Source organism: Paenibacillus sp. Marseille-Q7038 (assembly GCF_965111595.1).
In genome coordinates this window covers 679,568-700,279 of sequence record NZ_CBCOOM010000001.1, presented here as the reverse complement: position 1 = coordinate 700,279, position 20,712 = coordinate 679,568, and the positions used below count along the sequence as shown (strand labels likewise).

General features: G+C 42.8%; 16 protein-coding genes, 2 tRNA genes and 1 other annotated feature. Of the genes, 5 read left to right on the top strand and 13 right to left on the bottom strand.

The features are described 5' to 3' along the window. Positions 1–64: 64 nt before the first annotated feature. Positions 65–1,216, bottom strand: a complete 1,152-nt coding sequence (locus ACWPWY_RS03430; RefSeq protein WP_454190396.1) for a sn-glycerol-1-phosphate dehydrogenase — start codon at positions 1,214–1,216, stop codon at positions 65–67. A 151-nt stretch (positions 1,217–1,367) separates the two neighbouring features. Further along, on the bottom strand, positions 1,368–2,666 hold the full coding sequence (gene melA / locus ACWPWY_RS03425) for an alpha-galactosidase (protein WP_454190395.1): 1,299 nt from the start codon (positions 2,664–2,666) through the stop codon (positions 1,368–1,370). A gap of 252 nt (positions 2,667–2,918) precedes the next feature. On the opposite strand from melA, the gene ACWPWY_RS03420 reads away from it, so the two are divergent. Further along, a complete protein-coding gene (locus ACWPWY_RS03420) occupies positions 2,919–3,797 on the top strand; it encodes an AraC family transcriptional regulator (RefSeq protein ID WP_454190394.1) in 879 nt (292 codons plus the stop codon). A gap of 55 nt (positions 3,798–3,852) precedes the next feature. On the opposite strand, the gene ACWPWY_RS03415 is transcribed toward ACWPWY_RS03420, so the two are convergent. From ACWPWY_RS03415 to ACWPWY_RS03405, 3 genes are all read right to left on the bottom strand, one after another. Further along, positions 3,853–3,936: transfer RNA gene (locus ACWPWY_RS03415), tRNA-Leu, on the bottom strand. Positions 3,937–4,083: 147 nt separating this feature from the next. Further along, entirely contained in the window at positions 4,084–5,226 is a 1,143-nt protein-coding gene (locus ACWPWY_RS03410; protein WP_454190393.1) for a 5-methyltetrahydropteroyltriglutamate--homocysteine S-methyltransferase, read from the bottom strand. 115 nt (positions 5,227–5,341) lie between these two features. Next, positions 5,342–6,259 carry a LysR family transcriptional regulator gene (locus ACWPWY_RS03405; RefSeq protein WP_454190392.1) on the bottom strand — a complete coding sequence of 306 codons (918 nt, stop codon included), beginning with the start codon at positions 6,257–6,259 and terminating at the stop codon, positions 5,342–5,344. 154 nt (positions 6,260–6,413) lie between these two features. Between ACWPWY_RS03405 and ACWPWY_RS03400 the strand changes: the two genes are divergently transcribed. Both ACWPWY_RS03400 and ACWPWY_RS03395 read left to right on the top strand, forming a co-directional pair. After that, positions 6,414–7,337, top strand: a complete 924-nt coding sequence (locus ACWPWY_RS03400) for a S66 peptidase family protein (protein WP_454190391.1) — start codon at positions 6,414–6,416, stop codon at positions 7,335–7,337. Positions 7,338–7,433: 96 nt separating this feature from the next. Further along, a complete protein-coding gene (locus ACWPWY_RS03395; protein WP_454190390.1) occupies positions 7,434–7,790 on the top strand; it encodes a hypothetical protein in 357 nt (118 codons plus the stop codon). Between the two features lie 20 nt (positions 7,791–7,810). On the opposite strand, the gene ACWPWY_RS03390 is transcribed toward ACWPWY_RS03395, so the two are convergent. From ACWPWY_RS03390 to tyrS, 3 genes are all read right to left on the bottom strand, one after another. Next, the gene (locus ACWPWY_RS03390) at positions 7,811–9,043 is read right to left on the bottom strand and encodes an AGE family epimerase/isomerase (RefSeq protein ID WP_454190389.1); all 1,233 of its coding nucleotides are present in this window, start codon (positions 9,041–9,043) and stop codon (positions 7,811–7,813) included. Between the two features lie 163 nt (positions 9,044–9,206). Continuing rightward, positions 9,207–9,279 (bottom strand) — tRNA-Lys (locus tag ACWPWY_RS03385). A 256-nt stretch (positions 9,280–9,535) separates the two neighbouring features. After that, a complete protein-coding gene (gene tyrS, locus ACWPWY_RS03380) occupies positions 9,536–10,795 on the bottom strand; it encodes a tyrosine--tRNA ligase (RefSeq protein ID WP_191798022.1) in 1,260 nt (419 codons plus the stop codon). 96 nt (positions 10,796–10,891) lie between these two features. Further along, positions 10,892–11,123: a binding site (T-box leader), on the bottom strand. 179 nt (positions 11,124–11,302) lie between these two features. Here tyrS and ACWPWY_RS03375 point away from each other — a divergent pair. Further along, the gene (locus tag ACWPWY_RS03375) at positions 11,303–12,763 is read left to right on the top strand and encodes an MFS transporter (protein WP_454190388.1); all 1,461 of its coding nucleotides are present in this window, start codon (positions 11,303–11,305) and stop codon (positions 12,761–12,763) included. A 127-nt stretch (positions 12,764–12,890) separates the two neighbouring features. Here the strand turns inward: ACWPWY_RS03375 and ACWPWY_RS03370 are convergent, their stop codons facing one another. Further along, on the bottom strand, positions 12,891–13,991 hold the full coding sequence (locus tag ACWPWY_RS03370; RefSeq protein WP_454190387.1) for a glycoside hydrolase family 88/105 protein: 1,101 nt from the start codon (positions 13,989–13,991) through the stop codon (positions 12,891–12,893). A 12-nt stretch (positions 13,992–14,003) separates the two neighbouring features. Further along, a complete protein-coding gene (locus tag ACWPWY_RS03365; protein ID WP_454190386.1) occupies positions 14,004–14,918 on the bottom strand; it encodes a pectinesterase family protein in 915 nt (304 codons plus the stop codon). 126 nt (positions 14,919–15,044) lie between these two features. On the opposite strand from ACWPWY_RS03365, the gene ACWPWY_RS03360 reads away from it, so the two are divergent. Further along, positions 15,045–15,890: an AraC family transcriptional regulator gene (locus ACWPWY_RS03360; protein ID WP_454190385.1), complete on the top strand. Its 846-nt coding sequence runs from the start codon at positions 15,045–15,047 to the stop codon at positions 15,888–15,890. A gap of 4 nt (positions 15,891–15,894) precedes the next feature. Here the strand turns inward: ACWPWY_RS03360 and ACWPWY_RS03355 are convergent, their stop codons facing one another. From ACWPWY_RS03355 to ACWPWY_RS03345, 3 genes are all read right to left on the bottom strand, one after another. Beyond that, positions 15,895–17,484, bottom strand: a complete 1,590-nt coding sequence (locus ACWPWY_RS03355) for a glycoside hydrolase family 28 protein (protein ID WP_454190384.1) — start codon at positions 17,482–17,484, stop codon at positions 15,895–15,897. A gap of 55 nt (positions 17,485–17,539) precedes the next feature. Further along, a complete protein-coding gene (locus ACWPWY_RS03350) occupies positions 17,540–19,105 on the bottom strand; it encodes a glycoside hydrolase family 43 protein (protein WP_454190383.1) in 1,566 nt (521 codons plus the stop codon). Between the two features lie 513 nt (positions 19,106–19,618). Further along, entirely contained in the window at positions 19,619–20,707 is a 1,089-nt protein-coding gene (locus tag ACWPWY_RS03345) for an alpha/beta hydrolase family protein (RefSeq protein WP_454190382.1), read from the bottom strand. Between the last annotated feature and the right edge of the window lie 5 nt (positions 20,708–20,712).

The window sequence follows — 20,712 nt, the reverse complement described above, 5'->3', positions numbered from 1 at the left end:
TATGTCTAATATCTCTCGCGAAATTAGCGTTTTAGTTTGGCTGATTACAGGTTCCCTTCCACTATTACATATGAGGAACTACTTTCTCATTTCTATACGTCAAACCCGTATATCGGGGTCTAAGGGTATGAGCAATAGCCATGGCATCTGTAAACTCGGATTCTGATACGTTCATGTCGGCAAGTGTCGCAGGTCCGCCCACCTTCCTAAGCCAGTCCTGCATCTGCTCGCGTTGTGGCAAATCTTGATAGGCCTCGAATTCGGATACATTCTCTGTTCGATACAATTCACGGTAGACATCAGTAAGAAGCGCAGAAGCTACTCCTACCTTAGCTCCATGAAGAATAGCATGTCTTCCCTGCTCCATAAATTTCATCTCGAGACGATGAGAAATATGATGCTCTCCCCCTGATGCTGGGCGAGAATGATCGATCATCAGCATCGAGATCCCCGAAACAATGAGTGCATCCAGTAAGATAGAGACACCTTTCTCGCTTCCTTCTGCAATATCATCCACATGAAGTACACACCTATTCAGTGCTTCTTCTGTCAGTTGATAAGCAAGCGGGCAAAATGGTTCTTTCCCGAGATCACGCGACACTTTCCAATCGGCAAGTGAAGTAAATTTACCCAACATATCGCCAAAACCAGCTGCCGTCAGTACCTGCGGAGCAGCTGACAATACTTCTAGATCGGCAAAAATAGCTTGAGGTGCGGTTGCCTGAAACGTTTGTTTCACCCCGCGGATAACCAGGGGCGCTCCTGCAGAAGTAAATCCATCCACGGAAGCTGCGGTGGGAACAGAAATAAACGGAATGCTCATTTTAAAGCATACGATCCTTACCAGATCATGAATGGTTCCCGATCCTACGGCAAGCACCGCCTCACTGCTATGGGTGATGGCCAGAAGCAGCTGTACAATAAATGCTTCGTCAGCAATGACATCTCCTGCTTTATTAGCGTTAAGGAGGACTTCACTTACAGTAATGCCGGCATCCCCGAGAAGCCCTGCCACTTTTCTTCCAGCAGCATCGCCTGTATTTTCATCATAAACTACGCTTACCTGCTGATAACCTTGACTCACCACATACGGCGCAATCTTTTGGAGTGCCCCTTTCTCCATACAAATCTGAATATTTACTTTATAATGTACTGAACCACAGTTACAATGACTCGCCTCTTCATTCCATCTTTCTATACGTTCATTCACATCCATGACTAAAACGCCTCCTGTAAGATGAATTCTCTATTCAGTGTCTAATATGTACGTACAAATTGTCAACTTAAAAGACTGCTCAGAACACGGTATACGTGTCTGAACAGTCTTTTTATTATCTTAGTATGTTTCTATTCTTGCGAAAGATCATTTATATATATTCGGGAAGCCAGTCTCTATGAGCCTCCATTAATTCATCACACATACGGATGATATCATCCATAGAAAGCTCTGCCGCTGTATGTGGGTCAAGCATTGCTGCATGATAAATATGTTCTTTCTTGCCAGTCATCGCTGCTTCAATCGTAAGTAACTGTGTATTAATATTCGTTCGATTAAGCGCCGCACACTGCGGAGGCAGATCACCAACGAATGTTGGGCTTATTCCACTGCGATCAACAAGACACGGTACTTCTACACAAGCTTCTTTCGGAAGATTGGTAATCAAACCCTGATTCATTACATTACCGCCAATTTTATAAGGAATACCGGTTTCAATGGCTTCTAAAATGTAGGAAGCATATTCATGAGTACGCTGATGCTTTAGTTCCGTATTATTCACAATCTCATCCCGCATACGTTCCCATCCTGCAATTTGTTCCACACAACGGCGCGGATACTCGTCCAGCGGGATCTGAAACTTTTCAATGAGTTCCGGATAATTCCTTTTAATAAAGTAAGGGTGATATTCCGCATTATGCTCAGATGACTCTGTGATGTAATATCCAAACTTCAGCATCATCTCGTATCGAACCATATCTCCGTGAGATTCCTTTTGTTTCTCTGCTGCTCTTCGCTTGATCTCAGGATATAAGTCCTCCCCATCCCGCGTCACTTCCAAGAGCCATGCCATGTGGTTAATTCCCGCGATTTTCGCCTGTACTCCCGTTTGATCTATGCCCAGGTGTTCAAACATATGAGGCACACACACCTGCACACTATGGCATAATCCTACGGTCTTGATTCCTCCGTATGTATTCATGACATTCGTGAGCACAGCCATAGGATTTGTGTAGTTCAAAAATAGTGCATCAGGACAAACTTCCCGCATATCAGCAGCGATGTCCATCATAACCGGAATCGTACGCAGATTACGGAATATGCCGCCGATTCCAACAGTATCTGCAATCGTTTGACGAAGACCATACTTCTTCGGAATTTCAAAATCGGTAATCGTACAAGGATCATATCCCCCAACTTGAATCGCGTTGATCACATACTTTGCTCCGCTTAGTGCTTCCTTACGATCCGTATAAGCCGTAATTGTGCAAGTGCTACCCACGCTTTTTTTCAAATTATTCAGCATTTTCTCTGAATCGGTCAGTCGTTCTAGATTAATATCAAATAAAGCTAATTCAAAACCTTGCAAAGCAGGGGTCATCATACAGTCACCCAACACATTTTTAGCAAACACGGTGCTTCCTGCCCCGATAAATGTAATCTTGTTCATTTTCTATTCCTCCTTAGCTGCAATTAAAAATAATCAATCTTTACGATGTAAATCATTATTTTCTTTCAATAAAAAGCTGTTTTCACCCTGTATAACTTAGTTTGTCTAACATCATTTGTTTTGTTGTTACGCTTTCAATATAAAACAAAAAGCAGGAAATAAATATGGAGAAACACAAGACATATATGGACGTTTGTTGCATTATTAAGAAAAGAGTTTCGATCTCATTCAACTAGAAATGGAGGAACATAGATGTATCAGCATACTCATTTCGAAGTAGCGATCAATCCGAATCCTGATCTGAATGAACCCGCTGTTTTATTTTCCGGTGAAGGAAGACCAGAACCTTCTCATGGAATTGGTCCTTCTGTACATGAATATTATCTCGTACATACCGTCCTTGATGGAAAAGGTACCTTTGAATGTAATGGAGTATCCTATCCTTGCATAAAAGGGGATACTTTCTTTATCTTCCCAGGTATTTTGTTTCGTTATCAGGCCGACTCCTCTGACCCATGGCACTATACTTGGGTGGCACTACAAGGTGATACTGTATCCTCTTATTTGACAAAAATCGGGGTAACAGAAGAACGACCTGTTCTGCATACAACCGATGTATCTACCGCTCATGAGTTATTCAGACGTATCCGTTATTCGTTTCGGCAATCTGCCTATCCGGAGATGGAAAATTTAGAGGCATCTGGCTGGATGCGACTGCTTCTTCATCACTTTGGTCTGGCTAATGCGGACTCTAACCCGTTCCCTGAGCGAGATCTTCCCACGATGATTGACCGCCAAGTAGAACATGCCATACGCTGGCTCTCTCTCCAATATCCTCAGCAGATCAGTATTCAGCATATCGCTTCGACACTCGGGTACCACAGAGCGCATTTATCTAAGGCTTTCAGAGCAAAGACGGGATACTCGCCTAAACAATATTTAATGAAAGTCCGACTAAAAAAAGCTCAAGAATTGCTATTGGGAAATCTGACAATCGACCAAATCTCTTCATCTGTTGGTTTTAATGATGCTTTATACTTTTCCAAGCAGTTCCGCAAAGAGTTTGGTATGTCACCGACAGATTATCGGAATGCTGAGACTAGATCGCAAAAGAATAGTGAGGTAGAATAAAAAAAGGTTCGCCACTGTTGCTACAAGAGCAAGTGACGAACCTTTCTTACTAAGATGCGGTCGAGAGGACTCGAACCTCCACGGGGGGTAACCCACACGGACCTGAACCGTGCGCGTCTGCCAATTCCGCCACGACCGCATAATCTATCATATTCTCCTGTATTATAATGGTAATTTTTGAGATTGGCAAGTATAAGCGCAAACCGAAATACATCCCTCTGAACTGCTAATGGCCTTCTTAGAAAGCTCATTCCCGAGTAGCGTTAGAGGGATGATTCCATGTGGCTTATTGCCAGATTTGCTCTGCGATTTCTTTAATAAAGGCAAGTTTATTCCATTGTTGTTCTTCTGTCAGGATATTTCCTTCTTCTGTCGAAGCAAATCCGCACTGGGGACTGAGGCAAATCCGGTTAATATCAACATATTCTGTTGCCTCTTCAATACGTTTTAAAATTTCTTCCTTACTCTCCAGCTCACCAATCTTCGATGAGAATAAACCAAGAACCACCTGTTGGTCTTCTTTTAAGAAACGAAGGGGTTTGAAATCTCCCGCACGGTCCGTATCAAACTCAAGATAGTAGCCTGAAATATTCTCAATCCCAAGCAATGTTTCAGCGATGGGTTCATATCCGCCTGATGATGCCCATGTGGAATGATAGTTACCACGGCATACATGTGTCGTAACCACTAGATCCGATGGTAAAGAGGAAACAGACAGTTCATTGAGCCTTGCATACAACTTCGCCGTGTCCGTAACATTAACACCTTCTTGCTGTTTGGCTTCTAAATATTTTTTGCCACAGAGCATTCCCCATGTACAGTCATCGAGCTGGATGCTGCGGCAGCCGGCTTCATAAAAAGCAAGAATTGCATCATGATAGGCTTTCGCAATGTCTTTTACAAGTTCTTCTTCACTGCTGTAGAACTCATCAACAGAAGCTTTATTCTCCGGGCGATAAAGTTCAGATAGGAACTGAGCTGGCGCTGGAATCGTTTGACGAGCTACCACGTCATCACCTGCTGCTTGTTTCAAAAACTGATAATGTGCAACAAATGGATGAGAAGAAGAAAATCCGATTTTGCCAACAAGGCGAGCCGTTTCTCCTCTTGTTGTCTCCCCTTGGAATGGGTAGCCTTTGACATCACTTGCTTTCGCTACTCCATCTAATCCCCACATAAAATCAAGATGCCACCAAGAACGGCGGAATTCTCCGTCTGTAACAGCCCTGAGACCCACTTCTTTTTGTTTTTCTACAAGACGAATAATTTCTTCATCTTCCACTTTCGTTAATTCTGCCTTAGAGATTTCTCCTGCCTGGAATTTAGCTCTAGCTTGTTTTAACGCTTCGGGGCGTAAGAAACTTCCAACCATGTCATAACGGTAAGGAGTTACACTTCTCACTGTACCTGCTTTTGTAATTTGGCTCATATCATTCATCTCCTTTACAATCTCATTTCATTGATATTCCATAAGTATGTAATAGAAAGATACCATGACCGGTCAGTTATAGTGTAACTCCAATAAACTATAGCTGGTTATAACTTTAGACTATATCAAATCTTTGCGTTGCTTCTTGTAAGGCTTCTACATAAGCAATTGCTAGCTTTGAGAGCATCGCATTTTTATGAGAGATCCACCCCACATTAATAGTCTCATGATAATCTAGCGGTACAGGGATAATGTCATGACCATTTAAATCCGCACTCAAAACCCCAGTTGAAATCGTATAGCCGTTCAGACCAATTAAAAGGTTAAATAGTGTGGCTCTGTCATTTACTCGAATGCTTTTTTTATGTGATAACGTGCTCAAAATTTCCTCTGAGAAGTGAAATGAATTATATTCACCCTGCTCAAATGAAAGGTAAGGATAATCTTCTAAATCATCAATGGTAACCTTCGATTGCCTTGCAAGCGGATTCTGCGCACTAATAAAAATGTGGGGCTTCGCTGTAAATAAACTATGAAAATGCAGATTCGCTGCCTCAAGCAATTTACTCATGACCTTACTGTTAAATTCATTTAAGTAGAGAATTCCAATTTCACTGCGCAGCGTTTTCACATCTTCGATGATTTCATGTGTCTTGGTTTCTCGTAATGCAAGTTCATATTCCTCCTGCCCATACTGCTGAACCAGCTTAACAAAAGCATTTACAGCAAAAGCGTAGTGCTGTGTGGATACGGCAAAATGTTGCGGCGATGGTTTAGCGTTCATATACCGACTCTCAAGAAGTTCTGCTTGTTCAGCAACCTGCCTTGCATATCCCATAAATTCTACGCCTTCCATCGAAAGCGAGATTCCTTTATTGGTACGTTCAAAAATAGTAATGCCGATATCTTCTTCCAGATCACGAATTGCCTTAGATAAACTCGGCTGCGATATAAAAAGTCGTTTGGCTGCTTCGTTCATCGATCCTCGATTGGCTACCTCAATAACATATTTAAGTTGGGTAAGTGTGGCCATACCATCCCTCTTTCTTAGGTGCAAGTTTCTATTCCTTATTATACCAGTAGTAAGATTTGTTTTTGTCGCTAAAATTTCGGTATGTTTCACTATGTATCTACATAATCAATAAGTATTTAGGTTTGTAATTATCTGTGATTGGGGTGAAGATTTTATGGCTATCGCACCGCCGAGTCTGCGTAGAGGAGATACTGTCGGAATTGTCACACTTGGGAGTCCGTTGAACCGTGCAACGATTGATGCACGAATTGAGGTTCTAAGATCCACAGGGCTGAACACGATCGTAGGTGAGCATGTTTATGATCAAGATGGTTTTCTAGCAGGTACGGATGAAGACCGAGCGGCAGATCTAATGGCGATGTTTCAAAATGAAGAAGTACGATTAATTCTTCCCACTCGAGGAGGTACGGGGGTAGCAGGAATCCTTCCATATCTTGATTTTGATATTATACGTAACAATCCGAAACTGATATCAGGATACAGCGATATTACAATTCTGCTTAACGCCCTTTATCAATACGCTGATCTGATCACACTTCAAAGCTTGATGTTAATCGACTTTAATCCCCAGACTCCTGCTTATAACTTTGAACAGTTTTTCACAGCCACTTCTATTCCCACTCCTACACGCCGCATCTCTAACCCTCCAAGTATCCCGATGATAAGCCGCATCCCGGGAAATGTGACAGGTCCGCTTGTCGGGGGAAACCTTACTTCGTTTGTTGATACCTTGGGTACCCCTTATGAGATTGATATCAGGAACAAAATTCTCGTACTGGAAGAGACGCATGAACCTACGAATACCGTCTATCGCTATTTAAATCATCTTCAGTTAGCTGGTAAACTGGAAGAGTGCGCGGGGATTATTATGGGCGAATGTACCGGTTGCCTAGAAGCTTACGGTGTATCATATCAGGAACTCATTGAAGACGTTATTGTACCACTAGGAAAACCCTTAATGACTAATGTTACGACAGCTCACGGTATTTACAAGGCTGCCCTTCCTATTGGAGCCGTTGTGAATCTGAATACAGAGGCGAATCAGCTGATCGTGGTCGAGCCCACTATTCTTCCCTGAAATCTATCTAACGACTATGTTATACTCTCTTAAAAGAAATCGCCTTCTACAAGTCACTATATAGTCATCGTATAAAGGAAAGGAAGAACGATAAAGATGGAACCTGAGCTCATTGCTATTAGTGCTATTTTATTATCATGTATCCTGCTGCTTATCGTCATGAAAGTAAAACGTCAAATCAAAGAAATTCAGCTTGAACTTGATCTTATCAGAAATCAAACAGGTCGAGCAGATTTTTCCCCCTACTCACCTGTTTCTGATCCGAATCAAGGTCAAGCTGTCTCTTTTAACACTTCAGCTGAGAAAATAAATGTAACAGCACTTGATGAACAACTCCTATTCATGATCCAACAAGGCAAAAAAATTGCTGCCATCAAAAAGCTCAGAGAAGTAAAAGATATGGATCTAAAGTCTGCTAAATTATACGTAGACAAACTAGAAGAACAAATGTAGCTTGGATTTTTTACGTTAGATCACATTTTTAGTCTTGTTTTCATAGCTGCCCCTCCAAAAGCAAGCATAGCAGTCATGGCATTCGTAATCGGATGGTAATCCGCCTTAGGAGATGGACTTTTCAAGGCACTATACAATGCGTTCCGGCGATCAAGCTGCTCATACCATCCGCCATGTTTATGATCAACAAAATGCGTAAAGCAGTAGTCAAATAAAGAAATATAAAACTCTCTATATTCCTCTGAGTCTGTTCTCGCTGCAAATAAGGCGGCGGCTCCGAGCGCCTCTGTCTGTACCCAATACAGCTTATCATTATCGATAACGGACTTGTTATCCGGCGAGATCGCGAATACGATACCTCCATATTTTCGATCCACACCCTTATTTGTCGCATGTCGGAAAAGAGCTTCTGCCCTTGGAAACAGCCACTCTTCCGGCTGATGCCGATCTAGCAGTTGCAACAATTTACTCCACTCAATCGAGTGTCCAACCACAAATCCATAGGGACGGAATTCATTTTTTGTATTCCCTTTTTCATAATCCCAATCAATCTTCCAATTCTCATCGTAGTGCTCCCATAACATTTCTGTACCCGACTGAGGAAGTAACTTGAACATGACCGAATGTGCAATTTTTCTGGCTCGCTCATCATATTTACCGTCCCCTGTAGCTTCAAAAGCTGCCATCATCGCTTCACACAGATGCATGTTTGCATTCTGCCCGCGATAAGGAGACGTAACCGACCAATCCGCCGTTATTTCATCTACATAAAGCCCGTCTTCCTCACGCCAGAAGTGCTGATCAAGTATCTCGTATATATGCTCTATCATTGGTTTTGCTTCGGCAATATCTGCCTTATAAGCAGAAGCAGCAGCTAAAAGAGCAAAAGCATGTCCATATGCCATTTTTCTATTATCCTCTACCCTTTGCCCTTTTACTTTCCAATAATATCCGCCATATTCTTTATCTCGGTGTATTTTATCTAAGTAGGTTAAACCACGCTTCGCTAAGTCACGGTATTTATCTGAACCTGTTAGAATGGCCGCTGAACTATAAATGTAAATCAAACGAGCTGTTCCTACGAGTGGTCTGATCTCCGCATCAGATACGGTTCCATCATCCAAATAAGTGTTGAAATATCCTCCGTTTATTTCGTCTTCTGCATGCCCAGCATAAAAATCAACGGTATCTACAATGTGCTTTTCAAGGAAAGAAAGTTCCATAAACTGATTTCCGTTTGTAACTGTATTCATGACAAAACACCACCTATTCTTATTTATTGTAAAGTAATTAATTTCATTCTCTATTCCTTTACCCTAAATACATAAAAACAAAAAAAGACTGAAGAAAAACTAGTAGTTTAAACTAGTTTTCCTTCAGTCTGAGACGGCGGATACTCGCCGTATTTGGGTATGATGGGTTCTGAGGGACTCGAACCCTCGACCAATTGATTAAGAGTCAACTGCTCTACCAACTGAGCTAAGAACCCCTATCGATTTCATTTAAAAACCAATCAATGTGTCTATTATAACATATGAAAATCATTTTTGCTATAAAAATCATAAATGATCGTTATTTTCTTGTCTAGATCATAGATAGAACCGCCGATGTATAGAGCTTGATGATAATAAAACGGCGGCACACGTAAAAGTGTCCCGCCGTTTTAGATTGTAGTGAACCTTAGTCAGAACTTATCAGAAACGTTGCAGGTTCCTAATACTAGGATACTGTGGTCTAATTGTCTACTAAGACATTTTCACTAGGCTGTAGTTTTTCTTACCTTTACGGATAATGATAAACCGACCACCAATGGCTTCACTTGCTGTCACTTCAAAGTTCACATCAGTAACTCGCTCACCATTCATTGAAATCGCACCTTTGGTAATATCTTCACGCGCTTGACGCTTAGATGGCTCGATACCGAGATCAACAAGCCAGTCTACGATATTTTTCGGTTCATTCGTTGCTTCGAAAGTTGGCATTTCTTTAAACCCTTGCTCAATCTCATCTGCCGTAAGGGATTTAATATCACCGCTAAATAAGGCAGCTGTAATCCGAAGCGCTTGCTCAAGCATTTCCTCGCCATGTACAAATCTTGTCATTTCTTCTGCAAGTTTCTTTTGAGCTTCCCGTTTATGCGGCTCTGTCTGTACTTTTTCAGCCAGCTCATCAATTTCCTCTTTGGAGAGGAATGTAAAGTACTTCAAGTATTTCACTACATCACGATCATCTGTGTTCGCCCAGAATTGGTAGAACTCAAATGGAGTTGTTTTCTTCGGATCGAGCCAGATCGAACCGCCCGCTGATTTACCGAATTTCGTACCATCGGCTTTCAGCATCAGTGGAATCGTCAGACCGAATGCTTTTGCTTCTGCTCCTTCTTTTTTCCGAATCAAATCTAGACCGCTTGTAATGTTACCCCATTGGTCAGAACCACCGATCTGCAGTTGAACATCTTCATTCTGATACAGATGCAAGAAATCAAGAGACTGCAGGATTTGATAAGAAAATTCGGTAAAGGAAATACCACTTTCGAGTCTGCTTGCTACAACATCCTTAGCTAGCATGGAATTAAGGCTGAAGTTTTTACCATAATCGCGCAAGAATTCGATAACATTGATCTTATGGGTCCAGTCATAGTTGTTAACCATGCGAATTTGGTTATCACCTTCCGTAATGAACAGTTTTTTCATTTGGTTAGTGAGTGCATCCACATTTGCTTGTACTTCTTCAAGTGTTTGCAACGAACGTTCTGATTGACGTCCACTTGGATCACCAATGGTTCCCGTAGCCCCACCGATCAGGATAACCGGACGATGTCCAGCTAGCTGGAATCGTTTGAGTACCATAAAGGGAATCAAGTGACCAATATGCATACTATCGCCCGTTGGATCTACACCACAGTAGAGCGATATTGATTTTTGGTTCGTTAATTCTTTAAGACCTTCCGCATCCGTTTGTTGATTAATGGCGTCCCGCCATTCCAGTTCATCAATAATATTCACAGTCATAACACTCCTTCAGGTTCGTAAGTTTTCTTATAACGAGAGATAAATCAGCACGGTAAATATAAAAAAAATCGTCCCTATGTCTATTGTAGACATAGGGACGATCGAACAACCGTGGTACCACCCAGATTGCATAAATGAACACTACACATCATGTGTGCCATTTATGCCGCTTTTTGCGCGAGGTATCGTTCGCCACTTCCGCTCGGCATTACCCGAGATACTCCAGAGTGTAATTCGCGATCTTAGTGTGTACCGGGTTCCATCAACCCCGGCTTTCTAGAACAGGGACTAAGCTGCTACTGGGCTCTTTCAACGTATATCATATATAAGATTATTGACAGTATAGAGAAATAAATTTTTGATGTCAACCTTTGAAGTTTGGTGTAATAATCGAAGTTTTCACAATAACGTTATAATTTACTCTCTCATCCCATTTTTTATCGACCCTTAGAATGTTAGAATGAAATTATATGTTCAAAATTTGCATTAGGAGTAAAAGAATTGCGTACACATCCAATTAATTTTTTGCGTATTACAGGCCTATTAGATGGTTTTTCATTTTTGTTTTTGTTATGTATCGCCATGCCAATGAAGTATATCGGCGGCATCGATGCAGCAGTCTCGATCATGGGTAGTATTCACGGGGCAATCTTCTGCTTATATGCTCTTGCGATCCTTTATGCTGCTATTCGGGTCGATTGGAGCATATGGTGGTCTATTGCAGCATTTATTGCCGCTTTTATCCCGTTCGGTAATTTTGTATTTGATTTTAAGCTAAAAAAAGCTCAAACCAAATATAAGATGAAACCTTTTAATCCTGCCCTGGTTGTTTATAGTATTGTCTTCTTTTCTTTTATCGATTTATTTGCTCAACTGCCCGTTATGAGTACTTTTGCGGCTTCTGTCGGGGCAAGCACATTTATTGTAGGCTTTGTGGTAGGACTGTATTCATTAACCAATACGGTGGGCAATGTTTTATCTGGTATTCTGACGGATAAGATCGGTCCTTTCAAATTACTTATAGCCGGTTTGCTATTAACAAGCAGTACGTTGCTGCTATATTATTTTGTCGAATCACCTACATTTTTGATCGTTGTACGTATTTTTCATGGTTTTGTAGCTGGACTCATTGTTCCTGCTGCGTTCACCTTCTCAGCAAATACAACGATCAATCATGAACAAGGCAAAAAAGTGGCTTTTACCGGTACCTTTGTAGGGCTAGCCGCGATTATCGGACCTGCTTTCAGCGGAATCATGGCAAACAAAACCTCGGTACCTTTCGTTTTCACTTGTATAGCCGTACTGGGGTTTATCCTAACCGTATTATCTGTTATCTTTCTTCGTAAATATAAAGTGTCTAAGACAGAGAAAGAGGTTAACGTCCACACATCAGCTGGATCGTTCTTTAATATAGGGGTTATAAAAGCATATTGCGGGGCATTTTTCTTAATGTTCTCTCAAGGCGTAATCGCTTATTTACTACCCCTGCATGTTCAGACGCTTGGATATGATTCAAGATTAAGCGGCACACTGTTGAGTACGTTCGGGATCATTGCTGTTCTCATGTTTGTACTTCCTACGAATCGTATTTTCGATCGTGTTGCTCCTTCGATAACGATGGCCATTGGAATGGGCCTGCTTGGCGTTAGTCAGCTGCTGATTAGCCAATCAACAACGACACTCGCCCTATACATCGTACTCGGCTTATATGGAATTGGCTTTGCCCTCTTGTTCCCATCCATCAATACGATGCTCATTAGAGCTACCACGGCGGAACTGCGAGGCAAAGCTTACGGATACTTTTATGCCTTCTTTTCTTTAGGGGTAGTTGCTGGATCTTCTGTATTAGGATGGCTGTCTCTCAGTATTATCGGAGGTTTTTTATTTACGGGAGTGATCCTATTGCTTATTTCTATTACCATTGCCTTTCACAAGAAAAAAGATCAGGTACTACATCATTAAGGGAATACAAGTTTCCTATAACCTTTACTACAAAAGAAGACAGGATCACGAGAATTTTACCTAAGGTAAACTCCATGATCCTGTCTTTTATTTTACAAATAACATGATTCTTCATTCTATGCACGACCTACAGATATTCAACTGCACTAAGAGCCATGATGCAAGCCCCCAGCGATTTAAGATCATCTTCTACAATAGGCTCTGAAACATAATAGGTATACGATCCATCCCGGTAAGGCTGTCCTCCAAGCCCTGCCACTTTACAGTTCTGCTTAACAGACAGCATACCCTCACGATCTTTGTACAAGAACTTTGTTATTATCCCCTGATAAGCACGCTTAGCAGCCTCATGCATCTCAGGGCCCAGTATTCCAAGTGCATTTCCTTTCTTTAGAGTATAAGTGAACATAGAAGAAGCTGAAGCCTCCAGGTAATTCCCCTGCCGGGTGCCCTGATCCATGACTTGATACCATAACCCAGTCTGCGTGTCTTGTACGTTAAGAACTGCCTTGGAACAACGCTTAAGCATAGCTACTATTTCTTCTCGCCCTTCATGTCCCTCAAGAAAAGGCAATGTATCCACAAGAGCCATAGCAAACCAGCCCATACCCCTCCCCCAAACCTGCGGAGATTGCCCAGTTACAGGGTTTGACCACCTCTGACCTCGACTCTCATCCCATCCATGGTACAAAAGACCGGTCTGTGAATCACGTGCTTTGTTCTCCATCAGCATCAATTGCTGCACTGCTTCATTAATATAACGCCTTTCTTCAAACATGGTTCCGTACTCGGCTAGAAACGGCATCGCCATGTAATGACCATCAAGCCACATTTGGTGGGGATAGATTTTTTTGTGCCAGAATCCACCGGATTTTGTACGCGGCTGATTGTTCATTTGTGAGATCAGCTTTTTTACAGCCAGCCTATATTTTTTTTCGCCCGTATGCCGATAGAGTTGAAGCAGTATTTTCCCGTTATTGATTTGATCCAAATTATAATCCTGTTCCCGGTAAGTACGGATATTCCCATCGTTCTCTACATAACGATCCATATTCGTCTGGATATATTCCAAAAGATAGTGCTCCCCCGTATACCTGTAAACATCGTGGATAGCTTTCAACAAGCAGCCTTGTTCGTAGTGCCAACGATCAGAAACCCGGGTACAGTGAATCAACATTGGGTAGTTCTTGATCCACTGCGTCACCAGCAGTATCGCATGATTACCCATTAGCCTTTCCTCCTACACCCGTGCGGAACGCTTTGCTGGCTGCCACTGATCCACACCTCCCAAGACAAAATCAGGTGTGAGATTGCTTGCTTCTTCCTTGCTTATGAGCTGTGCCCAGGTCACCCGCTCCATATCATTCGCACCCGGTCCGTACGAGCCATATTCTGCATATCTAGATGTTTTTTCCTTCTCTAGGTCCCCCCAATTATGCCAACCTGAAGGATGAACGGAAGCATCCATTTTTGTTCGAACCCAGGTGACCTTCGCATAAGGTCTCCATGGTCTTCCTAAATACACATTCTCTACCCCATCGCCTCCTGTAACCACGCAATCCAGAAAAACGTATCCGTGTTCCACATTCTCCGGTGTGGATGCAGCCGTAATGTATCCGCCTTTGCGTTTACAGTGGATATGACACTGTTCGAATACTGCTGTTGCCGGTCCAAAAATAAAATCGACGTCTCCCTCAATATAACATTGGTCATAATATTGCCTACCCGGACCCGTGTACAGGGTATCTTGATCCCCTAAAAACCGTACCTTCCTGAACAAAGCCCGATCTGCATCTACAAAGGCGGCAACCGCCTGAACTGTTCCTGGACCAGAACTGTTAACAATCGTAATATTCTCCATCATAAAGTCCGGAGCATAAATAAACAGACTCGCACTTTTAAAAGTACCAAGCGGACTTCCATCTTCCCCTAGGGTATGTGCATTATCATTGTAAGTAAGAATGGTGTTTTTCTGATCTTTTCCTAGAAAAGTAATAGCTGGTAAGTCTTTATGGATCACAATTTTTTCTCTATAGATTCCTGGCTCGACTTGAATCACCGCAGGTTCATTCCCCACCGAATCGACAGCCTCCTGTACCGTCACAAAGTCTCCTGTTCCTTGTTGGGAAACAACGATGATCTGCTTATTGTCCATGAATTCATCAACCTCTTTTCTCTATTGTGAACGTTTACATCATTGTGTATAATGGTTCTGATTTACCAATAAATGTTCGTGTTATTTATCATTCTTCTTCTTATTCTCCTAAGGAGGGATAAACTTATGAGTGATCGTATTGAACCAAAACATATGATCGGCGAGCACGCCTTTTCGATTCAGTTGATGAAAAAAAGTGGAATCTCCGCGATGAAGCGACCTCATAGCCACCCTTATTATGAGCTCTACTATTTACTAGAGGGAGAAAGAGTATATTTTATGAATGGTTCCGTCTATACTGCCCGAAAGGGTGATATGATGGTCGTCAATTCAGATGATTTTCATTCCACAGCAAGTTCGGATGTCCCTGAATTCGAGCGTGTACTTATCAGTTTCTCTCATCAATTCTTTACGGAAGGTAATCCTCGTACGGGGGTGGAGCTTCCCTTTCGTGAATCCCTTCTTCTAAGATTCACCTTGAAGGAACAACCATTCATTGAACACCTTCTGCGTCAAATGCTAAAGGAATGCAGTGAGCAGCCCCTTCACTATGTAGCTTATGTTCGTTCGTTACTTACGGAGCTGCTGATCCACCTCGATCGCCATCTTCATAGTGACCACAAAGTCATGATCGAAGATAGAAATCCCATGCATGCCAAGGTATCTGAAATTGCGAACTATATCAATGAACATTATGCACAGCCGCTCACACTTGAGCAGTTAGCAAGGCAGTTTTATATCAGTCCTTCCTATCTGAGCCGAATCTTTTCCAAGTTAACAGGATTCCATTTCAAAGAATATTTACAAGTCGTTCGCATCCGCGAAGCTCAGAAAAGACTTGCTGAAACACGCGATAAAGTACAGTCGATTGCAGAGCAAACGGGATTTGAACATATCAATCATTTTAATAAGACTTTCAAGAAACTGACGGGTACCTCTCCCCTTCGTTACCGAAAACAACACGGCAAGTAGAAAGTTAATAGGAGAGCCATTTGATTTCTTCTTTTAAAACACCTTGCCCCGTTATGATCTGCATGGATTCAGCAGCGGAACGCCGGACCGTAATATCCGCCGTTTCGGCTCCAAAAACAGCGATTTGGCGTTCTCCTTCCTCACAGCTCTCTCCCTTCACTCCCGCCGCTGTCACACAGCGGCATTGATGAAGTTCAATTAAAGGCCCATGATCCGTGAACAATTGTACATCGCTGATTTGAAAATGCTGCGCGTGGGCCAGCTTTATTCCTCTACGGCATTGGAATATTGAGCTTGATATTTCGATATTTGAAAGCGGCATTTCAGAAAGTCCACCGGCATAAACAGCCGACTCGGCCCCGAGACAAATAATGCCCTCCATTCGAATGTTTCGGAAAATAGGCGTTTCCTCTGATATAGGATATTTATCATCTGCCCAGATGCCGGAACCTTCATTTCCGTTGTAAAACATATTCATAGATATAGCATCTCCGGCGATCTCTCTCATCCGAATATTCTGGATAATGATATCCTCGACAATGCCTCCTCTACCGCGTGCGCTTTTAAATCGAATTCCTATATCCGTACCAATAAAAGTACAGTCTGTGATATGAACGCGGCGGACACCGCCGGACATTTCACTACCAATTACAACGCCTCCATGGCCATGATAGACAACACAGCCTCGAACACGGATATCCTCGCAAGGAATTCCCAAGTCCCTGCCTGGCTTATCTTTACCGGATTTGAGACAAATCGCATCATCCCCTACGTCAAACATACAATTCTCGACCAAAACCAAAGAACAGGAATCCAGATCTAGACCATCTCCATTCTGAGCATACCAAGGATTTCGAACCATAATAGAGCGAATCGTCAGATGCTTAGAAGCCCAAGGATGAAGACACCAGGCTGCCGAATTCTGAAATGTAGCCGCTTCGAGCAGGATACGATTACATTTTCGCAGACTTAGGAGCGCCGGACGCAAATAATCTCTGGCAGCCTCATACGACTGCTTATCAGTGCAACCTTCCTGATCTAGCCGATCAACCAGCGTCCTGCCGTTCATTGCACTGACGGAAGGCCACCAAACCTCCTCATCATTGTCTACAACTCCCCCGTTACTGATAAGCTTTTCCCATTCCCTTGCATTCAGCTTCGTTTTTTTCACAGGACGCCAAACCTCTCCGCCGCCATCAAATATCCCTTGTCCGGTAATCGCGATATCTTCTAGTCCTTCCCCGTCCAGTGGTGATTGACATCGATAAGTGGGCAGTCCCTCAAAAGTAGAAGGAATAAGCGGATAGTCATCTCTACACTGACTAAAGCTAATCAGTGACCCTGCCTCAGCATGCAGATTTATTCTGCTCTTTAGTACGATGGGTCCTGTACTCCATACCCCTGGAGGAATAACTACTTTTCCACCACCGGCCTGATGACACGCCTCAATCGTCAGTCGAAATGCTTCCGTATTGTCCGTCACACCATCACCGGCAGCCCCAAAATCGGTAATCACAAATGTCCGATCTGGTATAGAAGGCAGTTCAATATTTTGGTCCACACTTGACCATGCTTCAGGTACTATTTTTTCCATAAGTTATTCCGCTCCTTTTTTCGCTGGATTTCAATCAATCGTGAGTCCTTCTTTCTTATTCCGTCAGGGCGATATATTCAAACCAGTCAAAATCGGCTGCATTGTCGCTGTTCTTGTCTTCACTGCTTGCATACATCCCTATATAAGCTCCCGTAAAACCACCTGCCATATCTGTGCTGAGTATCGTACCAAGTGCATTCTCGCAGAGCGTAACCCATGGACCTTCTTGTTCCCGGTAGAAAAAGCTGTAATTCTGCTGATACGCTTCAACTTTCAAATACAGCTTGGAAGCATCGAGAGCGTGAGCGGCTAAGATCGTCTCTTCCCCGCCTCCTCTGCGAACGAGGCGAATTTCTTTATTCCCCGCCGAAATTCCGTATTCAAAACGGAACTGATAATCCATATTTTGCAGTAGCGCGAGCCCTGCAGATTCCTGTTCTGAGCACGGATTAAACTCCATCAATGTACTTGAGGCAAAGCTGATATGTTGCTGCCTGCGTCCAACAAAGGATGGATTCTCCGGTTTGGTAATTGACTCTGGTTTCAAACGAAGCCGTAAATACCCTGGACGTTCTGTTAAACTCCAAAATTCTTCCCGCGGTGTACGGATGAAATTCCAACGGTTTTCAAGCTCTAACGTATCAAAATGGTCACATGCCGGAAGCGAAGGCCATTGATGTTCAGGAAGATCCGGGCGTTTCATGACTAGCTCAATCTTGCCAATTCCCGGTGCTACTACTGGCCATCCGCCTTCCCAGCGGACAGGGACAAGAAACGTTTCTCTTCCTAAGTTGCGATAATTCCCTCCATAAGGCCGTGAAGCTAGGCATACCATCCACCATTCTCCATTTTGCGTTTCGATAAGTTCTGCGTGTCCAACATTAACTATTTCCGCGTCTCTTCCGAGATGCCGGTGCGTCAGAATGGGATTGGACCTGCAACCCTCATATGGACCTGTCACAGACTCACTACGTGCAATGGTTACGGCATGCGTTCTTCCTGTTCCACCTTCCGCGATGAGCAGGTAGTAATAACTTCCGACTTTGTACAAATGCGGTCCTTCCTGTGCATGAGCTACTTTCAGTGCTCCCTGCCACAGGCTATGCTTTTCTCCAACCAGCTTGCCAGACGAGAGATCCAGTTCCTGGAGCCAAATATCCATATTTTTCGGATGAATCTGTCCTTCCGGTGGAACCCTATTCCCTGTGTAATAGACCTTGCCATCCTCATCAAAAAACAAAGATGGGTCAATACCCGGTGCATCCTCAAGCCATACGGGTTCTGACCACTCACCTTCGGGATCAGATGCGGTTACATAAAAGTTGTGCTGACTTTTATCATTCCCTACCATCGTGGTGATAACATAGAAAGTGCCCTCGTGATAACGAATCGTAGGAGCCCATATTCCTCTAGATGGCAACAATCCATCCAAATCCAGCTGTGAAGGTCTACTCAGTACATGACCAAGCTGTCTCCAATTCACGAGATCCTTACTATGGAAAATAGGAACCCCAGGAAAATACTCGAATGTAGACGTGACCATATAATAATCTTCATCCACTCTGCAGACCGATGGATCCGGATAAAATCCCGGTAGAATCGGATTTCTGAATGTATTCAATAGATACACCTCCATTTGGAATCGATTTGATTATAAAGTAAGAAAATTACCAATTCTCTCTGTTCGCTTGTTCAAATCGTTTAAATTTATCTTTATTTGTCCTTTTTTGATTTTTATCGTTCGGATTCATCTTATTTCAGATGAATTGTCTTCTTACATATAGGTTTTTCAAGATCTTTCTATTAACCTTTTTGAAAAATTACGGCTAAGCAACTTTCAATAAAAAATAGCCGATCTTCTGAACACCAAGAAGACTGGCTTATTACAAAAAATTAGATTCTATTTACTAAAACTTTTTTCATTAATATGATTTGTGAATATCCGTTTTAAGAGAGTTGTCCATTCTTTAGCTTATTTATTCAGAAATTATCCATAGAAATACTCCTAACCTAGTCTTAAGGGGTGTTTTAATTAGAGGAAGCAGATAAAAAACCGGTGAAATCGTCGAGATTCCACCGGTGAATAGCAAATCATTTTATACATTTATTGACTGTGATAATAATGTTCCATTCATCAAGCTCTGTTCTCGTTCTCCATCCCAAACTGTTCTGCCATCCAGTCATAGGCAATGTGACCGCTGATTTCATGACCACCACTAAAAAAGTCGGCTGCCAGATTCTCCTTTACCCCGGCTGCTTCATAAATTTGTTCGAGAATCGTGTAGGCCCGTTTAGCCCCTGCTAGAGGAAATACCTGATCCTCGCTCCCTGCTTCGATCAGCAGTGGTCTAGGAGCAATTAGACCGATTAGATCCGCCATCCTTGCCTCTCGTAAGATACCTGGAATGTAATTATCGAGACAATGACTTCTTGATAAAATGCTGTCTTCAAATGTATTTGCATATCCACTGATGACGGCTGCGCCAATGCGTTCATCAAGCGCTGATACCAAAGAAGCGATCATACCTCCCCCGGAAATCCCCATGCATCCTATACGATTTGTATCTGCCCCTTCTCTGAGATCTATGTAATCAAGCGCGCGCATCGTTTCATAGACGCGGTAACCAGCAAGTGTCTCTCCAGCCATCAGCAGTGCCAAGGCAAGACGCTGACAGGAACTTTTTTTCGGATCCGCTATGAGGTCTTCTGTCAGTCTGCGGTCACCAAAGCCAAGCAGCTCTGGAGCAATAACAATAAATCCATGCTTAACCCACTCGAGCGCAAAATCTTTGTGTAATCCGGGTGATTCGATTCGCTCCGCACCATCCGCCTCCAGACCGACAATCTCACGGCTTCCATATCCATGTCCATGTAAGGCGAGCACTACGGGCCGAGGTTCGTGCTTAGAATCAATTGGAGAGAGAATATACATCGGCATACGAAGCCCTTCATAGGTAGTTATCTCTACCCGTTCGCGGATATGGTCAGAACGTTCTGTTCGTTCCAACAACACGGGAGCTAGAGCTGCAGGGTGTTCGGGAAACTTACCCAAAAGCGGCATCAATCGCCCTGTAAGCTCTTTTCTCCACTGTCCCCACTCTTTTTCTGATGTAAAGGCACCTAGCGGCCGTATGTTATGAGTATGCTGTGCAAAATAAAGATCGGGATTCCATCTTTCTGTTTGCCCTCTGTTAGGTAAAAATACTCCTTCATTAATCAGCATACGTA

Coding starts and splice junctions, on each gene's coding strand:
- ACWPWY_RS03430 (WP_454190396.1), bottom strand. CDS start 1,216: ATGGATGTGAATGAACGTATAGAAAGATGGAATGAAGAGGCGAGTCAT.
- melA (WP_454190395.1), bottom strand. CDS start 2,666: ATGAACAAGATTACATTTATCGGGGCAGGAAGCACCGTGTTTGCTAAA.
- ACWPWY_RS03420 (WP_454190394.1), top strand. CDS start 2,919: ATGTATCAGCATACTCATTTCGAAGTAGCGATCAATCCGAATCCTGAT.
- ACWPWY_RS03410 (WP_454190393.1), bottom strand. CDS start 5,226: ATGAGCCAAATTACAAAAGCAGGTACAGTGAGAAGTGTAACTCCTTAC.
- ACWPWY_RS03405 (WP_454190392.1), bottom strand. CDS start 6,259: ATGGCCACACTTACCCAACTTAAATATGTTATTGAGGTAGCCAATCGA.
- ACWPWY_RS03400 (WP_454190391.1), top strand. CDS start 6,414: ATGGCTATCGCACCGCCGAGTCTGCGTAGAGGAGATACTGTCGGAATT.
- ACWPWY_RS03395 (WP_454190390.1), top strand. CDS start 7,434: ATGGAACCTGAGCTCATTGCTATTAGTGCTATTTTATTATCATGTATC.
- ACWPWY_RS03390 (WP_454190389.1), bottom strand. CDS start 9,043: ATGAATACAGTTACAAACGGAAATCAGTTTATGGAACTTTCTTTCCTT.
- ACWPWY_RS03370 (WP_454190387.1), bottom strand. CDS start 13,991: ATGGGTAATCATGCGATACTGCTGGTGACGCAGTGGATCAAGAACTAC.
- ACWPWY_RS03365 (WP_454190386.1), bottom strand. CDS start 14,918: ATGGACAATAAGCAGATCATCGTTGTTTCCCAACAAGGAACAGGAGAC.
- ACWPWY_RS03360 (WP_454190385.1), top strand. CDS start 15,045: ATGAGTGATCGTATTGAACCAAAACATATGATCGGCGAGCACGCCTTT.
- ACWPWY_RS03355 (WP_454190384.1), bottom strand. CDS start 17,484: ATGGAAAAAATAGTACCTGAAGCATGGTCAAGTGTGGACCAAAATATT.
- ACWPWY_RS03345 (WP_454190382.1), bottom strand. CDS start 20,707: ATGCTGATTAATGAAGGAGTATTTTTACCTAACAGAGGGCAAACAGAA.